The sequence below is a fragment of the Flavobacterium sp. ST-158 genome (assembly GCF_058309975.1).
Genome location: NZ_JBZEEN010000002.1, coordinates 143,346 through 162,114, shown reverse-complemented (window position 1 = coordinate 162,114; position 18,769 = coordinate 143,346). Strand labels below are relative to the sequence as shown.

Below are 18,769 nucleotides of genomic sequence, written 5' to 3'. Positions count from 1 at the left end.
TGTTTGAGCGTAGCGAGTTTTTTTGTTTTAGACTTCGAAAACTAATTTGACCGACGAGGAAGTGCAGACTTGATTTTTTTGTTTCTTTTTTGATCAAGCAAAAAAGAAAATAGACAACTCTAATTATTCACTTTTAATGAAAACATCATTGCTAATTTATCAAAGATTATTTGGGACTATTTACTATTCACTAATCACTCAAAAGAAATGAACTACATCAAACACCTCACTGGCTTCTTCGAAAAAGTCGCCATTGACAAAACACTCAATCCAACACACATCAGTTTGTACATGTCTTTGTTCCAATTCTGGAATTGCAATCGATTCAAAAATCCTATAAGTATATCTCGTGATGAGATCATGCGGATAAGTAAAATCAGTTCCAAGGCAACTTACCATAAGTGTTTGAAAAATTTGCATAGTCTGGGTTATATCAATTACGAACCGTCCTACAATCCCTTCAAAGGAAGTCATGTCATTTTATTCAACTTTTCAGATGATTTAAAACCACAGCCAAAAAGTGAGAGAAAGCTAAATAATGAACCTCTTTTTGAACCTGTTGCTGAACAAGCTTTGAACAAGTCTTGTACTAGTGATGAAACAAGTACTGAACAAGCAGTAGTACCTTATATAAACAATACAAACATTACAAATAGTTTAAACTATAAAAACGTTTCAAACTTGGAAAAGCAAGCAAAAAAATTCATTGCAAAAAATGAAACAATTTCTGAAAATGATTTTTTTAAAACCGAAAAAATAAAAGAAGAAAAAAGTTCCGTTAAAAAAGAAGAAAAAGAAATGCCGGATGAAAAGCTTGTAGGGAAAAGAAATACTCCTGATCCGGCATTCGCTGACTACAATGCGAAGCAAACTGAAACGAGTCAGCAAAAAAGTTCCGCGAAAAAAGAAAAAGATAAAATTAAGAATTCTGATTTGTCATCCCGAGCGCGTCACCTCGAGCCTGTCTTCTCGAGCGCAGTCGAGAGACGAGAGGTCAAGGACGAGAAGCCAACAATCGAAGAAGTCAAAACCTATTTCTTGGAAAACAACTTCCCGGAACTCGAAGCCCAAAAGTTTTTCAATTATTTCTCCAGTGTCGGTTGGCTCGTTGGCGGCAAAACCCCCATGGTCGATTGGCAAGCCGCAGCACAAAACTGGATATTAAACAGCGTAAATTTCAACCACAACACCGATACAAAACCATCACACCACCGTCACAACCTCAACGCAACAACCGAGAAAAATTATGCAGAACCGTTGTAGCTGTCATTGCGAGGAACGAAGCAATCTCACTTTACAAACCTCGCGTTGTCACCCTAAGCCTGTTGAAGGTCTTTGTGAACCTTGCGATAACTCTTTGCGCCCTTTGTGGTTAAATTTTAACTTATGGAAAACGACATAAAATCCCATTACAACTACAATGAAGTCATTTCTTGGCTCGAAAAAAAAGGCGTAGAACTCTACGGCAATCATTTCAAAATCCATGAATCCGATTACCCTATCGTTCACAAACTAATCGCTTACTTTCTCGTTCATTTTTCCAGTAGCATCCGCCCTTAAATAAAAAGGGGAAGAAAGCAACGAAGAAGTGAAGTGGCAGCAGTCCACGAGTTGAGCCTGAAAGGCGAACGGCTTGGGCTGCGGAACATTTGAAATTAAAAGGAGGACTGCCAGTGGCAGTCAGGTATAAAAATTAATTTTATTATGAAAGAAGCTTATAACTATTCGGAAGTCATTTCTTGGCTCGAAAAAAAAGGCGTAGAACTCTACGGTAATCACTTCAAAATCCATGAATCCGATTACCCAATAATCTACAAACTCATAGCCTATTTTTTAAAAGATGAACCAACATGCTTTCAATACAACATCAACCTCAAAAAAGGAATCCTACTTTCCGGACCAGTCGGCTGTGGCAAAACATCACTAATGAATGTAATGAAATACCTCACCCCTACTGAACACAAATTCTCAGTAAAACCCTGCCGGGACATCAGCTTCGAATTTATCCAGGACGGCTACCAAATCATTCACAAATACAGCATTGGAAAACTATACGAATCCCAACCAAAGACCATTTGCTTCGACGACTTAGGAGTAGAAAACAATCTAAAATACTATGGCAATGAATGCAATGTAATGGCAGAAATTCTATTAAGCCGTTATGATCTATACATTTCCAAAAAACTACTAACCCACATTACCACAAACCTATCAGCCACAGAAATAGAAAATCATTATGGCAATAGAGTTAGAAGTAGATTAAGGAAAATGGTAAACTTAATAGCTTATGATAAATCAACACCAGACAAACGTTAATATTCCCATCCTTTGGAGGGGTGCCCGAAGGGCGGGGTGGCAAAAACTTAAAACAAAATGAACACAATAACCAATTTCTGGAATCACTTCCTACAAAACAACTTCGTTTTCCTACTCCTAAACGAAATCCCAAAAGAAGAACTAAAAACCCATTTCGACCAACTAATCGAGATACTACATCAATATAACAAAGACCTTGACCTCATAATCAAAAACAAAACAAATGGTGCAGAGTTAATCATCACCGCAAACGGAAATCCTTACTTGTTCAAAGAAGTAGAATTACTAGTCCATCATGCTCCAGTTGTAGAACGTTGGAAAATAACCCCATTCCTCCAACCCGAAACCAACCTATCGAAATACGAAAACGGCACCGACAAACCACTAGAATATTACGGCATCACTTTACGAATAAGCAAAATGTATTTCATTCCATTAGAAAACCCAAACAAGCCAACCGATTTAGGAATTAAAGTACTACTCAAAAATTACATCGTCCACAAAGACAACCCAAAACTTCAAGAAGCAGTTTATGCTCATATAGAACACTTAATAGGTGAAAAAGCTTTTGCTAATGATATTGCTTTTATTAAGATTGGGCAATTGGAAGGAGATGATGAAAACCAAATTGAATTATATCATCTAAAATCATATATCGACATTGAAATGAATAATTAACTTTCGGCAATAAATTCAATTTACTGCCAGTACTTAACAAATATTCCATTCGCAATTTACTACACAATCTGTAGTAAATCGCAAATGAAATAGATCAAATGAAATAACTGTATTATAAAACTAGCCTATTATCAATCGCATATCGCAATATGCAATAGTTGTCCCAATTATTGACAAAATTTGGGACAAAAAACAAATTAACTTTCGGCAATAAACTCAATTTACTGCCAATACTTAAATACTATAATTTTGTCGCAAATATTTACTATTTTTGCGACAAATTCTTTACAGAAAAACTATGCAAAGCATTGATGACAAAGTAATTTTTAAAATTAAAAAAGCCAAGAGGGGTTCGCTATTTTTTACCGAAGATTTCCTTTCTTTTGGTTCGGCTAAAGCCGTCGCAAAAGCCTTAGAGAGATTAGTCATAAAAGAAATGATTTCCCGTGTGGCTAGAGGTATCTATGCCCGATTGGAAACAGATCCGGTTTTTGGAGTTTTAAAACCCAGCACAGAGGTCATTGCACAAGCAATCGCAAAAAGAGACAAAGCCCGGATAATCCCAACAGGCAGTTTAGCACTAAACGCTTTGGGACTCTCTACTCAAATTCCAATGAATGCCGTTTACCTTACCGATGGTGCAGCTCGCAAAATTGATTTAGGCAAGCGAAAAATCATATTCAAAAAGACGAGTCCTAAAAATTTATCGGCCATTGGCCAAATAAGCAGCTTAGTTATTCAGGCTGCCAGAGAAATTGGCAAAGACCATATTTCCGAAAACGAAAAACAAATAATAATAGAACACCTGAAAAACGAAGATCCATACCGTTTGGAGCATGATATAAAATTAGCTCCCGAATGGATTAGAATCATCATGCGTCAGGCATTAAAAAAAGATACCGATGAATAAATGGCTAACATTCCCGGATGAACGTAAAATTGCTGACTACTTACTGCCAATACTTAACAAACATTCCGTTCGCAAAACACTACACAATCTGTAGTAAATCGCAAATGAAATATTTCAAATAAAATAACTGTATTATAAAACTAGTTTATTATCAATCGCACATCGCAATATGCAATATATGTCCAAATTATTAACCAAATCTGGGACAAAACAACAAATTAACTTTCGGCAATAAAACTATTTTACTGCCAAAACTTAATTTTCAAAAAAAAGTAGTATCTTTCAAAAAATTTAAAAGCTAAAGTGACAAAAACGATAGAAAATACAATCCAGAGTTACTTCAAATCGATAAGCCAAATTTCTAGAGAAAAACTTGGTAGCTTGATCAAAAAGGATTTTCCGGAACTTTCGGAAGGTACAATTACAGTGTATTTGTCTAAACTAAAAAAAGCGGGAATCATAAACAATCCGGAAAGAGGGGTATATTCCATTACAGACAAACAAATCTTTAATCCGGAAATAAATCAAACCTTAAAAAAAACATACAATAAAATCCATAAAGAATTTCCATTTATTAATCTATGTGTATGGAATACCAAATGGTTAAACGACTTAATGCGACACCAGCCATTTAAAAACTATATCATTATTGAAGTAGAAAAAGAAGCAGAAGAGCAAATATTTAATGCGGTAAGCGAATGGAATAAAAACGTGTATTTCAATCCAGATGAGGAAATATTGGAACGCTACATCAGCACTAATTGGGAAGAAGTTACAATTATTAAAAATTTAGTAACCGAAGCACCAACAACTAAAAACGATAAAATTGAAATTCCAACATTGGAAAAGATGTTGGTAGACATTATCATCGACAAAGAACTTTTTGCAGCCCAACAAGGAGAACTCGAATTCATTTACAATTCCGCTTTCAAAAAATACACGATTAATACAGCAAAAATGAAACGGTATGCCATTAGGAGAAACAAAGAAAGTGAATTAGAAAAAATGATCAATACAATCACGATCAATGATTAATAACGAAACCCATACATTAGATTGGATTATTAACTTAAAAAGCAAGTTAGGAAAACGCATCGATCCCAAATTAATCGAAAAAGTGATTTGGGCACTAACACTATTGGAACAATTAAAGACAAACGGGCTACACTTTACATTCAAAGGCGGTACAGCATTGTTGTTGGCTACTGAAAAACCAAAACGATTCTCAATTGACATCGATATCATAACAGAACATTCTGAAAAAGAAATAATAACCGTTTTACAAAAAATAGTGGAGGAACAAATCTTCCTGGACTGGGAACCGGACAACGATAGAAAACATACACCCGATGCACCAATCGGACATTTCAAAACCAATTACAAAAGCGTAGTAGATGGTAATATCGAACCTATTTTATTGGATCTGCTCTATACACCAAACCCATATCCTCAAATTCGCGAACTACCTATAAAACACAATTGGATTTCCACTTCGGGAGAAGATAGTATAATCGCAATGCCCACCTTTGATGCCATTTTGGGCGACAAACTAACCGCATTCGCTCCCAAAACAACTGGAATTCTATACAGCAAAAACCGTCCGGTAGAAATCATAAAACAGCTATACGATATCGCATTTCTATTTGATAACCTAAGAGATTTAGAAGTAGTAAAAAGCAGCTATAACAAAGTAGTTCGGGAAGAAATTGGATTTAGAAAATTAAATATTACAGCAACTGAAGTTTTAGAAGATACCTGGCAAGCTTGCTATACATTAGCAGAACGCGATATAAAATCAGAAGAGTTTAATCATTTACAGTTAGGTATCAGAAACTTTACCAATTTCACAATTGACAGATTCAACATAGATGAAGCCATAACAGCAGCAGCCAAAGTGGCATATCTCACCAAGCTATTACAATCCGAAAAAGAAATAAAAATGGAAAGGTTTAAAAATCCATTAGAAATAAAAGATTGGATAATTGAAGACCAGAATTACAACAAACTGAATAAATTAAAAAAGAATAATCCAGAAGCTCTTTACTATTGGTTTAAAGCTTTCTAACAAAATAACTAGGATGATTAATATCAAATACCAAACCAATAAAGGAAAAATTATTGAAGGAAACTCAATAGAACTTTTAAGCGGTAAAATGAAGAAAGAACTTAAAGGTAAGGTAAATTTAATTATTACCTCACCTCCTTTTCCATTAAATAATAAAAAACAATATGGAAATGAAAAAGGTGACGAATATTTAAAATGGTTTATTGATATGGCTCCAATCTTTTCAGATTTGCTAACTGAAGATGGGTCTCTAGTCATTGAAATTGGAAATGCTTGGGAGCCTGAAAGACCCGTACAATCATTATTACATTTAGAATGTTTATTTGGTCTTGTAAAACATCCTAAAGCAAATTTAAGGCTAATACAAGAATTTATATGTTACAATCCTTCAAAACTGCCATCCCCAGCTCAATGGGTTACAGTTAACAGATTGAGAACTGTAGATAGTTACACACATGTCTGGTGGATAGCTAAAAATGACTTCCCTAAAGCAGATAATAGTAAAGTGCTTAGACCTTATAGTAAGAGTATGCAAAGCCTGTTAAAAAAGCAAAAATATAATGCTGGAAAGAGACCTTCTGAGCATAATATTAGCGAGACTGGATTTTTAAAAGATAATGGTGGTAGTATAGCCCATAACTTTTTTGAATTAGAACAAGTTGATGATAATAGAGAAGTAAGGTTACCGCACAGTGTCCTAAGCTTTTCTAATACGAGTTCCAATGATTATTATCTGAAAATGTGTAGAGAAAAAAACATAAAACCACATCCTGCAAGAATGTCTGGAGGCTTAGTTAATTTCTTTATAGAATTTCTTACAGATGAAGATGATTTGATTTTGGATCCATTCTCAGGAAGCAATACGACTGGGTATTGTGCTGAAAAATTAAATCGAAAATGGGTATCATTTGAAGTTAAAGAAGATTATATAAATCAAGCTATTATAAGGTTTAGTAACCCTAATTTAAAATCTCTATCAAAACAGCTATAATTATGGAAAACTTAAGAGACGAATTTGAAAAAATTGCCAAGACAGACATTTTTGAAGTCGCAAAAGACTCAAATAATTTTGTTGGTAATCCTTTCAAAATAGATTACAGCAAAACAAGTCTACTTACATGTGATGATTGGAAATATAATGTTGGAGGAATTGCCCAAGGTTGTTTTTTGTTAGCATTCTATGAAAATGACTTTGGAGAAGAAATCATTCATGAAGCATTATTATTAAGAGCACTGAGACCTTGTCCTATTCCAAGTGATAATAGCGTAATTAGTTCTAGGATAGAGTACTTCAAAGAAGAACTTAAGACCGCGGGAAAGAACAGGCAAATTGATCAATTTACCAGATTTGAGTTTAGTTGCTCGGGGATGGAATGTTCTATACTTGGAACATTTTATAAAACAGCTGACGGCAAAGTTGAGTTTGGTGCAGATTTAGAAAATTTTTATTCTCCTCATTTATATAAAGTGTATAAACCGTCAGGTCAATATCTTCAATATATTGTAAATCTTAGGGATAATGATGGTCCGTTAAAACCAGATTCTAATTTTCAAATAGGAACTGTTCGTTACAGTTCAAGTAGAAAAAACTATTCTGAAAACACTAGTACTGATGAAAAGGTTTATATGCATACCAAAGATATATTAGGAAAAAGGACGGCATTGTTTGGTATGACTAGAACCGGTAAATCAAATACAGTTAAAAAGTTAATTGAGGCTACTCAAGAACTTTCAAGTAAAGCTACAGTTAGTACTTCAATAGGAAACTTTCAGGAAGACATTAACCCATATAATGAAAATGAAATTCCTAAAGTAAAAGTAGGTCAAATCATTTTTGATATTAATGGTGAGTATGCCAATAAAAACTTGCAAGATGGAACTGCGATTTTCGAAAAATATAAAAAAGATGTAACTCGATATAGCGTATTAGAAAAGGATGATTTTGAGGTATTAAAAATTAACTTTTATAAAGATATTTCAGCCGGACAGGAATTAATGCGAGGATATTTTAAGCAATTCGGAAAACAATCTGATTACGTAGAAGATTTTCTAGGTGTTAATCTTGAAAAAGAAGGAGAATTACAAGGAGGAGAAAAAATTAGATATGACAGAAAGATGGCGGCTTATAAATGCTGTTTGAAACTAGCAGGATTCACCTTGTCAGGAAGTAATAAACTTTACTTCGAAGGATGTAAAGAAATTAATGAGCAGGTAAAAGAAGGTGGTATAGACCCCAAACAAGGTGTTATTTATGATGAAGCAATAACCTGGTTCAGCCAAGTTTGGAAAAATTATAACGAGTGGGATTATTTAAAAAATTATGAATCAAAAAAAGGAAAACCTTGGGCAGATAATGACTTAAAAGCCATTTTAAGGTTTTTAACTCAATATAGAAGTCCAGGAGAAAGAGGTCCGGTAAATAGTTTCATAAAATTACGTCCTTTGATAAAGTACCATACAACTTCTGAAACAGATTTGTTTGAAAACAATATTTGCAAGCTTGTTAAAGCTGGAAAAATAGTAATTGTAGATTTATCTCAAGGAGATCCTGAAATTCAACATTTATATTCTGAAAAGATTTGTCGTGCTATTTTTAATTCGTCTATGAGTAATTTCATTGATGCTAAACCTAATAATTTTATACAGTTTTACTTTGAAGAAGCACACAACCTTTTCCCTAAGAAAGATGACAAAGATTTAAGTCAAATTTATAATAGAATTGCCAAAGAAGGTGCTAAACTTAACTTAGGAATGGTGTATGCTACACAAGAAGTGAGTTCAATCAGTTCAAATATTCTGAAAAACACACAGAATTGGTTTATAGCACACTTAAACAATGAAGATGAAGTGAAAGAATTACGTAAATTTTATGATTTTAGTGATTTTGCAGATGCGTTGATTAAGTTTAGTGCGAAGAATGATAAAGGATTTGTCCGAATGAAAACCTATTCTAACCCTTTTGTTGTTCCTGTACAAATCGGACTTTTTAAATAACAGAATATGTCAAATGATTACACAAATAATAGTTTTGAGCGAGGCAGTCGAATTTCACATAGTCACATTATTAATGATGATGAGGTTAAGCAATATTTGAACAATTGTGAAATTCCTGTTGAAGCAGAGGATGTAGAATTGAATGATGCTCTTAAGCATGATATTGTTTATCCAGAAAAAAATACAATTGAATTTATTGTTGCAGTTGATGGAGAAAGCACGACCATTCCTGTCAAAAAAAGTTTTCCATCTTCACTAATTACTTTTTTTCAATTTGGTTCACTTCTTATCAAAGGTTCTGATTTGGATGAAATGGAAAAGAAGCCGTTTGTATCTCCTTCAGATATTAATAAACTGAAGAAAATAGAGAGAGAAAAGTTTGTTTTACCTACTAAGAACGTTACTCTTAAAAAAGATATTGATTTTAGAACTACAGTTAGAGAAGCTATTCACGAATTTTTCAAAAAGAAACATTCGGGGACAACATCTATTCTAGAAACATTGTATTGGTTCATATTTGAGCAATATAATCTTGCTTCAGATAAAAGTAATTATAAGCTTTCTCAATGTCCACATTGCGGAACAAATGACATTCTTTTGAATAAAAATCAAATGGACTTTAAGAATTATTCATGGAAATGTACAAAGAGTAATTGTGAAAAAGAAATATTGATTACTGATGTACTAAGGTTATTTGAGAAAGTTGATAAGCTTGAAAACGCTGATGCATCGGGAATTATTACTTATTTAGAAAAGGCTACAGAAAGTTTCTTTATAATCCACACTATCAAAAGCTTAATGGAAATTCAGGATGGTTTAGTAGATAGATTTTTATTTGTAAAAGATGGACCTTTAAGTTTTGGTGGTGAAACTGCTAATATGCATAAACCAATGCAGGCATTGCTAACTTATCTTAACAAGAACAATAAGATTAATTTCATTGGAGTTGAAACTTCGGGGGCTTTTGTAGATCATGCAAGACAAATCAAAGATAAACTGAATCCTGGTCAGGTTTTTCTATTAAATAACGAACATATATATACTTATATACAAGTAGGTAATCACAAAGAACAACAATATGGTAGTACGTCATATTACAGTGGGAAGTTTATTTATAAATCTTTTGACGAAAGAGTGTATGTTTTAACATTGCCAGTTGAAAATCACAAAACATATTATAATCAGCCCGAACTGACCGATTTAAAGAATATTCAGGAAATACTAATGAATATTGATAAATTAAGATGTGATATTTATGAAAATGCATTGATTCCTGTTGCTGTAGCCAATAAACTTATATCACTAACAAACCATCCTAGCTCAAACATATTGGAAAGGTTTGCTAAAAAATCTATGGGAAGATGATTAAGATAGAAAAACAAAAAGCTCCTGACTTTTTAAATTCTTCAACAGTTGATTTAGCCATTGAAAAAATGGAAGAATTTTTCGCATCTAAAAACAGAAGCCAAAAACGTTACGATTGGCCTTTTAATGTAGCAATAGATAAAGAGCTTAAAGGACATTTACATGAAGTGTTCCATGGAAAGTGTGGTTATTGCGAAATTAAAATTGATTATCCGGAATTAGGAACTGTCGATAGATACAGACCTAATAATGGAGTAAGGGATAAAAATGAATTTTATCAGGATTTATATTGGTGGCTAACATTTGAATGGGATAACTTGATTTATGCTTGTAAAGAATGTAATCAATATAAAGGAAATTATTTTCCAATAAAAGGAAGGCGGGCACTAGATGAAAAAGATGATTATGAAAATGAACATCGGATGCTATTAAATCCCTATCTTGATGAAACCGATAAACATTTAAACTATATACATAGTAACGATGGTCATATTGATGCATTAACAGATGAAGGAAATCAAACCATAGAATTGTTACGACTAAATAGAACTAATTTATTAGAAGGAAGAAAAAAAGCAAGAAAAGAGATAATAGAAGCAGTAGAATCTTTAGTTAATGGAAAACAAATCGATAATCGTTCAGTTAAAAAATACCTTGGTAACATTTACGAACTAGAAGATCCAAGTATTGAATTTCTTTCATACAAAAGATTTGTATTACTAAATGAATTGGATACAGAGCCTTTTTTAGGGCAAATAATAGGTCTAGAGGATTTTCAAACAGACGATGATTGGTTTAGAGAAAAAGAAAAACCAACTAAAAGAGAAGGATTATGGAAAGATCTTATAAAAAGTGACTACTTCCCAATAGAGTACATTCATATCAAAAACTTTAAATCCGTTGATGATTTAAGAATTGACTTTAAAGAAGACGAGTTAAACAAAAAATCTTGGTTGTTTTTACTTGGAGAAAATGGAGTAGGAAAAAGTTCAATTCTTCAAGCGATTGCAGTTGGTTTAAAATTAGACAGAAAGCTCATTGAACCATTAATTCAATCATTGATTAAGAAAGGTAAACGAACTGCCGAAATTACAATCAAAGAAAGAAACAACGAAAATATTATCTACACTAAACTGGTACGTAAAACTGGTACGGTAGAACAATCAGGTAGTTTTAATTCCTACCTAATTGGTTATGGTTCATTGCGACTTTCAGTTGATGAGATTGAAAGTAGTTCACCAAAAGATACTTCAAAAATAAGCTATCAAAATCTATTCAAGCCAACTAAAGCATTAAATGATGTAACTAAATGGTTGAGGTCAATACATAGAAATGATGTTGATTTTTTTGATCGTATAGCTATTTCTATAAAGCAATTATTACCACACGATAAATCAGACACTAATCTTTCCATAAAGAATGGAGAAATCGTTCTTGGTAATTCTGAAACATTGTTTGCAGAATTAAGTGATGGTTATAAAAGTACCATTACTCTAGCTATTGATATAATGATGAAACTTTCTGATGCACAATCAGATATGAAAGTAATGTCAGGAATTGTGTTAATTGATGAATTAGGCAATCAGTTACACCCAAGGTGGCAAATGAGGATTGTTAGACAGCTGAGAGAAGTGTTTCCTAATATCAACTTTATTATTTCTACACACCACCCGCTCTGTTTAAGAGGAGCAGAGAGGAAAGAAATATTGTTGCTTAGAAATATAGACAATCAAGTTATTTCTAATACAGAATTACCCGACCCTGCTTCCTTAAGAGTAGATCAAATCTTAGCATCTGAATTTTTTGGATTAAGCAGTCTTGTCGATCCCGAGATAGAAGCGAAGTTTAATCGGTATTATGAGCTGTTGGCTAAAAATAATGATATTACACCAAGTGAAAGAACAGAAATTGATGAATTGAAAGATTTTCTTAGAAATAAGAAACAACTCGGAGCTTCTTTGAGAGAAGAGCTAATGTATACAGTTATAGATAGGTTATTAGCAGAAAAAGTAGCATTTAATAAGAATTCTTTTGACCGAGATAGTTTAAAAGAGGAAGCTGTGAAAAGGGTAAAAGAAGTATGGAAAAATCTAAATCTTAATACAGATGATTAATGTTAAAAGATCGGATTGTCCAGACATACTTAAAATAAGTTCAACTCCTCAAAGTTCTGGTGAATTGGAAACAAGAGATGCAATCGAATATTATCGGGATATTGCTAATCATCCAGAAAAATACAAAAAAACTGGAGCAAATGGAGTAAGAATCCAACAAGGGTATTCAATTTATTCAGATAAAAGTGTAAGGAAGATACTTTTAAAGATGTTTAATGGAAAATGTGCTTATTGTGAGAGTAAAATAACAGCAATTTATAATGGAGATATAGAGCATTTCAGACCTAAAGGAAAAATTCAGAATGCCAATCCTTCCAGACCAGGTTATTTTTGGCTAGCTTCTGAATGGGAAAATTTATTGTTTGCTTGTCCTTTCTGTAATCAAACGAATACACATGAATTTAGAAATGGAAACAATATCGAAGAAGCAGTTTTTGGTAAACTTGACCAATTTCCATTAGAAACAGAAACTCACCGTTTAAAATATACTCACGGAATAGTATATTTTACGGATAGTGTGACCTACAAACAAGCATTTGATTTAGAAGAATCCGAAAGACTGTTACTTAATCCATGTAATGATGACAATGTTGAGAAGTATTTCAAATTTGCTGATGACGGAGCTATTATTTCAAATGATGGTCTAACCGATTTTGAGGAAAGGAAAGCCCAAACATCAATCATTACATACGCATTACATAGATTACCGCTAACGATAGCACGAGAAGAGAAAATTATACAGGTTAAGGCTCAAATTCGAAGAGTAGAAATAGCTATTACTAACTATAATAAATACATGGATAAATCGGACGAAGAAAAAGTTTGGTTTGAAGGAATTATGAGAGAGGAAATGAAAATACTGAGAAAATTTAAAGATGCTGACCAAGAATATTCGGGATTGGCTAGATACATTATTGACAAATATTTTGATGATGCAAGTTTGTTATGACAGGAAACTATTTAAATAAAATATTATCTGTTAATGCTAAACATGCCTTGTATAGAGAGGATGGAAAATGGTATCATAATCTTACCCGGTTTCCTGGAGTGTTATTTGATAAAAATGGCTATATAATTTTTAAGAAAGAAGAGGATTATATTAATAACCCTAAACTGCAAATAAAAAAAGACTTACACATAATTAATGGTATAGAAAGCCTTGATAATTATTCAAAGTTCACAGAAAGAGAAAAGGAATTAATCAAAGGTATTGCCTTTGGAACTGAGGACAAAGATGATAATGAAGAGAGTACAATTCGCGTCTTTAGAGAAATTGAGATCATTCTTCGCAAAAAGAATTTAGTTGATAAGATAAAAAAACTTTATTATAACACTTGTCAATTATGTGAAACCCAAGTTGTAATTGGAGAAAATAAATATTATTCTGAAGTCCATCATATTATTCCTTTAGGAAAACCTCACAACGGAGTAGATTCTCTAGAAAACATGGTATGTGTTTGTCCAAACTGTCATATTGAGCTCGACTTTAAAGCTATTCCATTAAATGAAGATATGTTAAAACAGACTCGTCACACAATTTCTTCGAAAAGTATTGAATATCATAACTCTTTATATAGAATAAAAAAGGGATTGCTGTAAATGTAATATGAAAACTAAAGACGAAATCTTATCAAAACTAATAGGAGATCTGTTGGACATCCAAACAGAAGGGGAGCATATTATCATTGCGGAACTTAAAACAATTGACAAAAATGGATTGAATGAAACAATTGATATAAATACTGCTTTAATATCATCAAACCTGCTCAATAGAATAAAATCATCACATGTTAATCCATATGTAAATCTGTCAGGAGCTTACTATAGAGAAGATTATGAATACAAACCTTCATTCTCATTATATCTTTCAAAATCTTCAGGATTAAGTAAAGCAGAACCTTTGGTTATTTCTTGGTGCTCAGGTAATCTCCCGCTGGTTCGAGCGTCTCGCTCGGATCTCGCTGCCTAATAATCACTAACGGCTTTTACGAATGGCAATGGTTGGATTCCAAAGGCAAAGAAAAAGTAAAATACGAAATAGGTATTGGAGACAGAGAACTATTTGCTTTTGCCGGACTCTATTCACACTGGTCCGATACCCACACCGGTGAAATCATAAACAGCTACACCATCGTCACCACCGAAGCCAATCCGCTAATGGCAGAAATACATAATATCAAAAAAAGAATGCCTGTCATCCTTAAACCCGAAGATGAAATAAAATGGCTCCAAAACGAAAACTACCACAATTTTGCTTTTCCTTATCAAGTCAACTTGACAGCCAATAAACTATCAGATAATCTTAGCTTATTTTAATTTTATACTAAAATGGACAAGCAAATTTTACTACACGCTATATCTCCAGACGATCTAAAACAAATAATCAAAGAAGAATTCATAGATTTTAAAAAGAATTTAGAAATAAAAGAATCGGATATTTTGTTAACCAGAACAGAAACCTGTGAATTACTTAAAATAAACATGACAACCCTTTGGCATTGGACAAAAAAAGGAAAAATTACTTGTTATAGCATTGCTTCTAGAAGATATTACAAAAAAGATGAAACCTGCTGACTCTATGAAAAAATGGGTCTGGATTGCCATATCTTGTGTGTGAGGTTAGTAAATAAGAATGCCTGCTTAAAGAGTAGCATTTTGGCTTTTCAGGGACAAATATTCTCCCTAATTAGGATTTTAAAAAATTACTGCTTAGCATTTTAACGGTACTGTACCGATAAAAAACAGCCTTGTAAAGCAGAGAAACTTTTATTGTTTTGTAGTGTTTTTTAGATACAAAAAAACATAGGTAGTTAGGGGAACTTATGGGGTAAGTTCCGTACCAGGATTTTTTATAAAAGGAAAGGGATAGCTTATTTGAAACTACAAATAGAAGTTTTTTACTCCAGGTTCGCAAAGCATAAAGTAAAAACCTAAATCTATTCAAATCTAAACATCATTGTGAACGCTGCGCAAAGTCAGGAAACATTTGCGCAGCAACAGTAGTAAATAGGAACACTTCGGAGAGTGTAATATTTTAAACGTTGAATTATAGTTGTTTTATTTATTAAATTCTAACTATTATTATTGGAAATAATAGCTCTTGTCTTAATATAAAAATGATCTATATAAAAAGAAACAAAATTGAACCAATGCTCACATTTATTTAATATCCAAGCGTCTGAACTAATAACAACTTTATTATCCGTTATTAAAAATTTATCAGGAGAAAACTCCAAGTAAACATCCCAATCAAAATTATATCTTTGGGCTATTTCATAACAAAACGCTTTCATCATACCACTATTGGATACAGGCGAATCGAATACCCAAACAACTTTTTCAACTTGTAATTCCTGAAGGGTTTTACCTAAAGTAATCAATACTTCTTCAGTTTGATTCACTCTTTTATAAGTACCTCGTACAACTGAAATATCCCTATAGCAGCCATCCAATCCTTGAAAAACATAGGCTTCAGAAAACAAACTCTCTAATAATATTACAAGATTAAATCCATCTATATGTATAGTTTTACTTAGTAATTGAGTATGATTTAATTCTTTTTCTCTTCTTTTTTGTATATCCTTTTCTGAACAACTCATCCCTTGCAAGGCAAGAATTTGTCTTGGTTTTAAACGATATCTAAGACTAACCAATGGCAATATTGATTTTATAGAATACTCTTTACTCATTAAATAATACATATCATCTAGAGCCTGATATAACTTGTTCAATTCATTTGCGTTACCAAATAATTTATCGTCTTCTGAACTCTTCCCTCTATTTTTTCTTTCTTGCAATGGATTAGTTTTTGTATGTTAAAAAGGATTTCCGCCTTCTTTATATCGTTGAATTCGATTATTTATCAGACTTGGTAATGTATGAGTCATTTTTTTGTAAGGTTCACTTAAACCCGCCGCTTCATCATTGTAATAAGTAAGATATAAATTAGGATTATCTCCTTCGTCTAAATATATAAAAATACACCAATCGCCACTATAAATTTCTAATGCAAAAAAAGGTCTTGTATATACCTTACCGTTATCTAACAATTCTTCTCTCACGTATTCCTGTAATTCTTGTTGGGTTGAGTAAATGCCTCCGTCTATTACAGTACAAAAATTACCTGCCAAATGCAAATATTCTTTAAGCACTTTAGGGAAAGGATTGCCATTGTTATACAATTGCTCTAATTGCGTAATTTCTTCAAGCGATATAGGTTCACAAGTACGTTCATACATCGAAGGATAATCTTTTAATTTTTTTAAATAGTTTATTTCCATATTAATTATTTTAAATCAAATGTGGTTTTCACTCCAGGTTCGCAAAGCATAAAGTAAAAACCTAAATCTATTGAAATCTAAACATCATTGTGAACGCTGCGCAAAGTCAGGAAACATTTGCGCAGCAACAGTGGTAAATATCAACACTTCGGAGAACGGGATCAATAGTTTAAAAATCAGTTTTCAATTGATTTACATACTTATTTTCTGTCAAGTTAAAATGATTTTGTTCTAAAATTAGTGTAATATAAATATCACTTATAGTTATAGCAAAATGAAAATCAGAATTTGGAAATCTTTTATAACTGTTAGGATTAGCCTTAATAGCTGTAAATGCTTGCCCAACAATATTTTTTAAAGTAACTTGATTTTGATATTGTTCTTTAAAATTTTTGATTTCAGTTAATAAATTAAGCATCGTGGTATTAGGCACATCTGCTAATTCATTATCATTTTCATCTTTACATAAAGAACCTTCAGGATCTGAATCAACCATAAACTGATCAACTCCCCAAGTGATTACTCCAGTGGGTTTTGTTACTATATAATTTAAATCATCAATTGATTTGTTGATAGAATCTAAATCTAGTTTTGATAAATCTCCAGAATTAGGAATTGTAGTATCACTAACTCCTATATTAACCCTTTTGTATTTAGTTACTAATATTCCTTTAAAATATGACATAATACAATTTTTATTTTTTACTTATCTTTTTGGAAAGGCTGAACCATAATTAACTAACTGACTAGGTACACCTATTGGGAAATCATTTGTTCCAGCCCCAATATACATGTTAATTTTAACTCCAGTACTACTAAGACCACTCCATTCATTAGAATAATTACCTATTTTCTTGGGCGGAATCCATCTAGAGACTGACAAATTAAACCTAGCAAAAGCAATTTCATTCAATATTTTTTCTTCAGTCAAACCAACAAATACAGTTGTTTCACCTTGGTTATTTAATTTTGGCACCCAAGCTTTAATAGGATTTCCATTTGTATCTAAAACAAATTGCCAATTAGGACTATTTCTTGTTCCTACATTCTCTCTAGCATAACCCCAAACTAATACTTCGCATTCTTTAACTCCATTTCCTGGTTTTACCGTTCCCTTTTTAATTGCCGTTTGTACTGTGGCAGTAACTGTAGGCAATGGTCCTGTAATATGAGTTTTACCTTTAATAATTGTTTATTTAACTTATCTATCTGACAACCAATGTGGATCAGGAATAGTTTGTAAAAAAGCTTTCCATTCTTCTAAGATTTGTAAAAAATCCGAAAGAGGTATGATAACCTCTTTACCTCCAGTATTAAAAACAGCTACTGGCTGATTTGGGGGAGAATTACGTATCTCTACACTTTCAGAATCATGATAGCCCCAAACATCATAGCCTGTAAAAGGGTTATTAAAATTAAAAAATTAATTTCGTCTTTTATACTATCAACAAGTTCGATTCCATTAGGTTCTAAAAAACTTGCAATTTCATAGTTTTTTGATTCTCCATTTACTAAAGAAACACCTATACTAGGCTTTACTGTTTCATCATATCTATGGTGAATGCTAAAATGTAAATTATATTCTTCTGCTTTACTCATAATAATAAATATTTAAAACTATTTTAATTCGAAATAAGAATAGTGATTATAAAAAGGACTTTGTAAATTATATCTGTGAAAATTCACATATTTTATATCTATTGGTGTACCATCTAATAATTCCCCGCTCTCCGAAGTCTTCTAAAAACAAAATAGTCGAGAAGGCTTTGCGAAGTCTCCTGACATCGTACCCACTCCTATAAGCTGTACCAACTTTTTCAAAGTCAATATTCATTGTATTTAGTAAAATTATTTAATTTCAAAACATCAACAATAGGAATATTTGCTTTCTCTATTTTTAATAAACCTGTATCTGAAACATAATTACTGGCGCTAGAATAAATGTAATGTGATGCTTTCTCAACAATTCCTGCACGAACAGGATTTAAATGGATGTAATTTTTATTTGCACATCCATTCTTAGAATCTACAAAACTTTAGATTTTTC

21 protein-coding genes are annotated in these 18,769 nt (G+C 32.4%); 16 read left to right on the top strand and 5 right to left on the bottom strand.

Annotated elements, in window-relative coordinates:
• Nucleotides 1-207: 207 nt before the first annotated feature.
• The 16 genes from AC4FRF_RS05145 (at nucleotide 208) to AC4FRF_RS05070 (ending at nucleotide 15,016) form a co-directional block, all read left to right on the top strand.
• A complete protein-coding gene (locus AC4FRF_RS05145; RefSeq protein ID WP_491158414.1) occupies nucleotides 208-1,263 on the top strand; it encodes a transcriptional regulator in 1,056 nt (351 codons plus the stop codon).
• Between the two features lie 123 nt (nucleotides 1,264-1,386).
• The gene (locus AC4FRF_RS05140; protein ID WP_491158413.1) at nucleotides 1,387-1,560 is read left to right on the top strand and encodes a hypothetical protein; all 174 of its coding nucleotides are present in this window, start codon (nucleotides 1,387-1,389) and stop codon (nucleotides 1,558-1,560) included.
• A gap of 144 nt (nucleotides 1,561-1,704) precedes the next feature.
• On the top strand, nucleotides 1,705-2,316 hold the full coding sequence (locus AC4FRF_RS05135) for an ATP-binding protein (RefSeq protein WP_491158412.1): 612 nt from the start codon (nucleotides 1,705-1,707) through the stop codon (nucleotides 2,314-2,316).
• Between the two features lie 57 nt (nucleotides 2,317-2,373).
• On the top strand, nucleotides 2,374-2,994 hold the full coding sequence (locus tag AC4FRF_RS05130; protein ID WP_491158411.1) for a hypothetical protein: 621 nt from the start codon (nucleotides 2,374-2,376) through the stop codon (nucleotides 2,992-2,994).
• A gap of 298 nt (nucleotides 2,995-3,292) precedes the next feature.
• Nucleotides 3,293-3,904, top strand: a complete 612-nt coding sequence (locus AC4FRF_RS05125) for a DUF6088 family protein (protein ID WP_491158410.1) — start codon at nucleotides 3,293-3,295, stop codon at nucleotides 3,902-3,904.
• A gap of 303 nt (nucleotides 3,905-4,207) precedes the next feature.
• Nucleotides 4,208-4,939 (top strand): DUF6577 family protein, encoded by a 732-nt coding sequence (locus tag AC4FRF_RS05120; RefSeq protein WP_491158408.1) that lies wholly within the window; start codon nucleotides 4,208-4,210, stop codon nucleotides 4,937-4,939.
• Nucleotides 4,932-5,969, top strand: a complete 1,038-nt coding sequence (locus AC4FRF_RS05115; RefSeq protein ID WP_491158407.1) for a nucleotidyl transferase AbiEii/AbiGii toxin family protein — start codon at nucleotides 4,932-4,934, stop codon at nucleotides 5,967-5,969. The genes AC4FRF_RS05120 and AC4FRF_RS05115 overlap by 8 nt, the downstream gene beginning before the upstream one ends.
• 13 nt (nucleotides 5,970-5,982) lie before the next feature.
• The gene (locus tag AC4FRF_RS05110) at nucleotides 5,983-6,960 is read left to right on the top strand and encodes a DNA-methyltransferase (protein ID WP_491158406.1); all 978 of its coding nucleotides are present in this window, start codon (nucleotides 5,983-5,985) and stop codon (nucleotides 6,958-6,960) included.
• Nucleotides 6,961-6,962: 2 nt separating this feature from the next.
• A complete protein-coding gene (locus AC4FRF_RS05105) occupies nucleotides 6,963-8,963 on the top strand; it encodes an ATP-binding protein (RefSeq protein WP_491158404.1) in 2,001 nt (666 codons plus the stop codon).
• A gap of 6 nt (nucleotides 8,964-8,969) precedes the next feature.
• Nucleotides 8,970-10,328 (top strand): hypothetical protein, encoded by a 1,359-nt coding sequence (locus AC4FRF_RS05100; RefSeq protein ID WP_491158403.1) that lies wholly within the window; start codon nucleotides 8,970-8,972, stop codon nucleotides 10,326-10,328.
• Nucleotides 10,325-12,442 (top strand): AAA family ATPase, encoded by a 2,118-nt coding sequence (locus AC4FRF_RS05095; RefSeq protein WP_491158402.1) that lies wholly within the window; start codon nucleotides 10,325-10,327, stop codon nucleotides 12,440-12,442. The genes AC4FRF_RS05100 and AC4FRF_RS05095 overlap by 4 nt, the downstream gene beginning before the upstream one ends.
• On the top strand, nucleotides 12,435-13,391 hold the full coding sequence (locus tag AC4FRF_RS05090) for an HNH endonuclease family protein (protein WP_491158401.1): 957 nt from the start codon (nucleotides 12,435-12,437) through the stop codon (nucleotides 13,389-13,391). The genes AC4FRF_RS05095 and AC4FRF_RS05090 overlap by 8 nt, the downstream gene beginning before the upstream one ends.
• Nucleotides 13,388-14,041, top strand: a complete 654-nt coding sequence (locus AC4FRF_RS05085; RefSeq protein ID WP_491158400.1) for an HNH endonuclease — start codon at nucleotides 13,388-13,390, stop codon at nucleotides 14,039-14,041. Before AC4FRF_RS05090 ends, AC4FRF_RS05085 begins: the two co-directional genes overlap by 4 nt.
• 7 nt (nucleotides 14,042-14,048) lie before the next feature.
• On the top strand, nucleotides 14,049-14,411 hold the full coding sequence (locus AC4FRF_RS05080; RefSeq protein WP_491158399.1) for a hypothetical protein: 363 nt from the start codon (nucleotides 14,049-14,051) through the stop codon (nucleotides 14,409-14,411).
• Nucleotides 14,412-14,443: 32 nt separating this feature from the next.
• Nucleotides 14,444-14,758, top strand: a complete 315-nt coding sequence (locus AC4FRF_RS05075) for an SOS response-associated peptidase family protein (protein WP_491158398.1) — start codon at nucleotides 14,444-14,446, stop codon at nucleotides 14,756-14,758.
• Nucleotides 14,759-14,770: 12 nt separating this feature from the next.
• Nucleotides 14,771-15,016 (top strand): helix-turn-helix domain-containing protein, encoded by a 246-nt coding sequence (locus AC4FRF_RS05070; protein ID WP_491158397.1) that lies wholly within the window; start codon nucleotides 14,771-14,773, stop codon nucleotides 15,014-15,016.
• Nucleotides 15,017-15,513: 497 nt separating this feature from the next.
• Here AC4FRF_RS05070 and AC4FRF_RS05065 read toward each other — a convergent pair whose 3' ends face one another.
• The 5 genes from AC4FRF_RS05065 to AC4FRF_RS05045 form a co-directional block, all read right to left on the bottom strand.
• Complete coding sequence (locus AC4FRF_RS05065) at nucleotides 15,514-16,239, bottom strand: DUF434 domain-containing protein (protein ID WP_491158396.1); 726 nt, start codon at nucleotides 16,237-16,239, stop codon at nucleotides 15,514-15,516.
• A gap of 18 nt (nucleotides 16,240-16,257) precedes the next feature.
• A complete protein-coding gene (locus AC4FRF_RS05060; protein ID WP_491158395.1) occupies nucleotides 16,258-16,722 on the bottom strand; it encodes a hypothetical protein in 465 nt (154 codons plus the stop codon).
• 169 nt (nucleotides 16,723-16,891) lie between these two features.
• Nucleotides 16,892-17,407 carry a hypothetical protein gene (locus AC4FRF_RS05055; RefSeq protein WP_491158394.1) on the bottom strand — a complete coding sequence of 172 codons (516 nt, stop codon included), beginning with the start codon at nucleotides 17,405-17,407 and terminating at the stop codon, nucleotides 16,892-16,894.
• A gap of 21 nt (nucleotides 17,408-17,428) precedes the next feature.
• The gene (locus AC4FRF_RS05050; RefSeq protein WP_491158393.1) at nucleotides 17,429-17,878 is read right to left on the bottom strand and encodes a hypothetical protein; all 450 of its coding nucleotides are present in this window, start codon (nucleotides 17,876-17,878) and stop codon (nucleotides 17,429-17,431) included.
• A gap of 200 nt (nucleotides 17,879-18,078) precedes the next feature.
• Entirely contained in the window at nucleotides 18,079-18,321 is a 243-nt protein-coding gene (locus tag AC4FRF_RS05045) for a hypothetical protein (RefSeq protein ID WP_491158392.1), read from the bottom strand.
• Nucleotides 18,322-18,769: the final 448 nt, after the last annotated feature.

What these genes read in the sequence shown, in the direction of transcription:
- AC4FRF_RS05145 (WP_491158414.1), top strand. Translation starts at nt 208, where the DNA reads ATGAACTACATCAAACACCTCACTGGCTTCTTCGAAAAAGTCGCCATT.
- AC4FRF_RS05140 (WP_491158413.1), top strand. Translation starts at nt 1,387, where the DNA reads ATGGAAAACGACATAAAATCCCATTACAACTACAATGAAGTCATTTCT.
- AC4FRF_RS05135 (WP_491158412.1), top strand. Translation starts at nt 1,705, where the DNA reads ATGAAAGAAGCTTATAACTATTCGGAAGTCATTTCTTGGCTCGAAAAA.
- AC4FRF_RS05130 (WP_491158411.1), top strand. Translation starts at nt 2,374, where the DNA reads ATGAACACAATAACCAATTTCTGGAATCACTTCCTACAAAACAACTTC.
- AC4FRF_RS05125 (WP_491158410.1), top strand. Translation starts at nt 3,293, where the DNA reads ATGCAAAGCATTGATGACAAAGTAATTTTTAAAATTAAAAAAGCCAAG.
- AC4FRF_RS05115 (WP_491158407.1), top strand. Translation starts at nt 4,932, where the DNA reads ATGATTAATAACGAAACCCATACATTAGATTGGATTATTAACTTAAAA.
- AC4FRF_RS05110 (WP_491158406.1), top strand. Translation starts at nt 5,983, where the DNA reads ATGATTAATATCAAATACCAAACCAATAAAGGAAAAATTATTGAAGGA.
- AC4FRF_RS05105 (WP_491158404.1), top strand. Translation starts at nt 6,963, where the DNA reads ATGGAAAACTTAAGAGACGAATTTGAAAAAATTGCCAAGACAGACATT.
- AC4FRF_RS05100 (WP_491158403.1), top strand. Translation starts at nt 8,970, where the DNA reads ATGTCAAATGATTACACAAATAATAGTTTTGAGCGAGGCAGTCGAATT.
- AC4FRF_RS05095 (WP_491158402.1), top strand. Translation starts at nt 10,325, where the DNA reads ATGATTAAGATAGAAAAACAAAAAGCTCCTGACTTTTTAAATTCTTCA.
- AC4FRF_RS05090 (WP_491158401.1), top strand. Translation starts at nt 12,435, where the DNA reads ATGATTAATGTTAAAAGATCGGATTGTCCAGACATACTTAAAATAAGT.
- AC4FRF_RS05085 (WP_491158400.1), top strand. Translation starts at nt 13,388, where the DNA reads ATGACAGGAAACTATTTAAATAAAATATTATCTGTTAATGCTAAACAT.
- AC4FRF_RS05080 (WP_491158399.1), top strand. Translation starts at nt 14,049, where the DNA reads ATGAAAACTAAAGACGAAATCTTATCAAAACTAATAGGAGATCTGTTG.
- AC4FRF_RS05070 (WP_491158397.1), top strand. Translation starts at nt 14,771, where the DNA reads ATGGACAAGCAAATTTTACTACACGCTATATCTCCAGACGATCTAAAA.
- AC4FRF_RS05060 (WP_491158395.1), bottom strand. Translation starts at nt 16,722, where the DNA reads ATGGAAATAAACTATTTAAAAAAATTAAAAGATTATCCTTCGATGTAT.
- AC4FRF_RS05055 (WP_491158394.1), bottom strand. Translation starts at nt 17,407, where the DNA reads ATGTCATATTTTAAAGGAATATTAGTAACTAAATACAAAAGGGTTAAT.
- AC4FRF_RS05045 (WP_491158392.1), bottom strand. Translation starts at nt 18,321, where the DNA reads ATGAGTAAAGCAGAAGAATATAATTTACATTTTAGCATTCACCATAGA.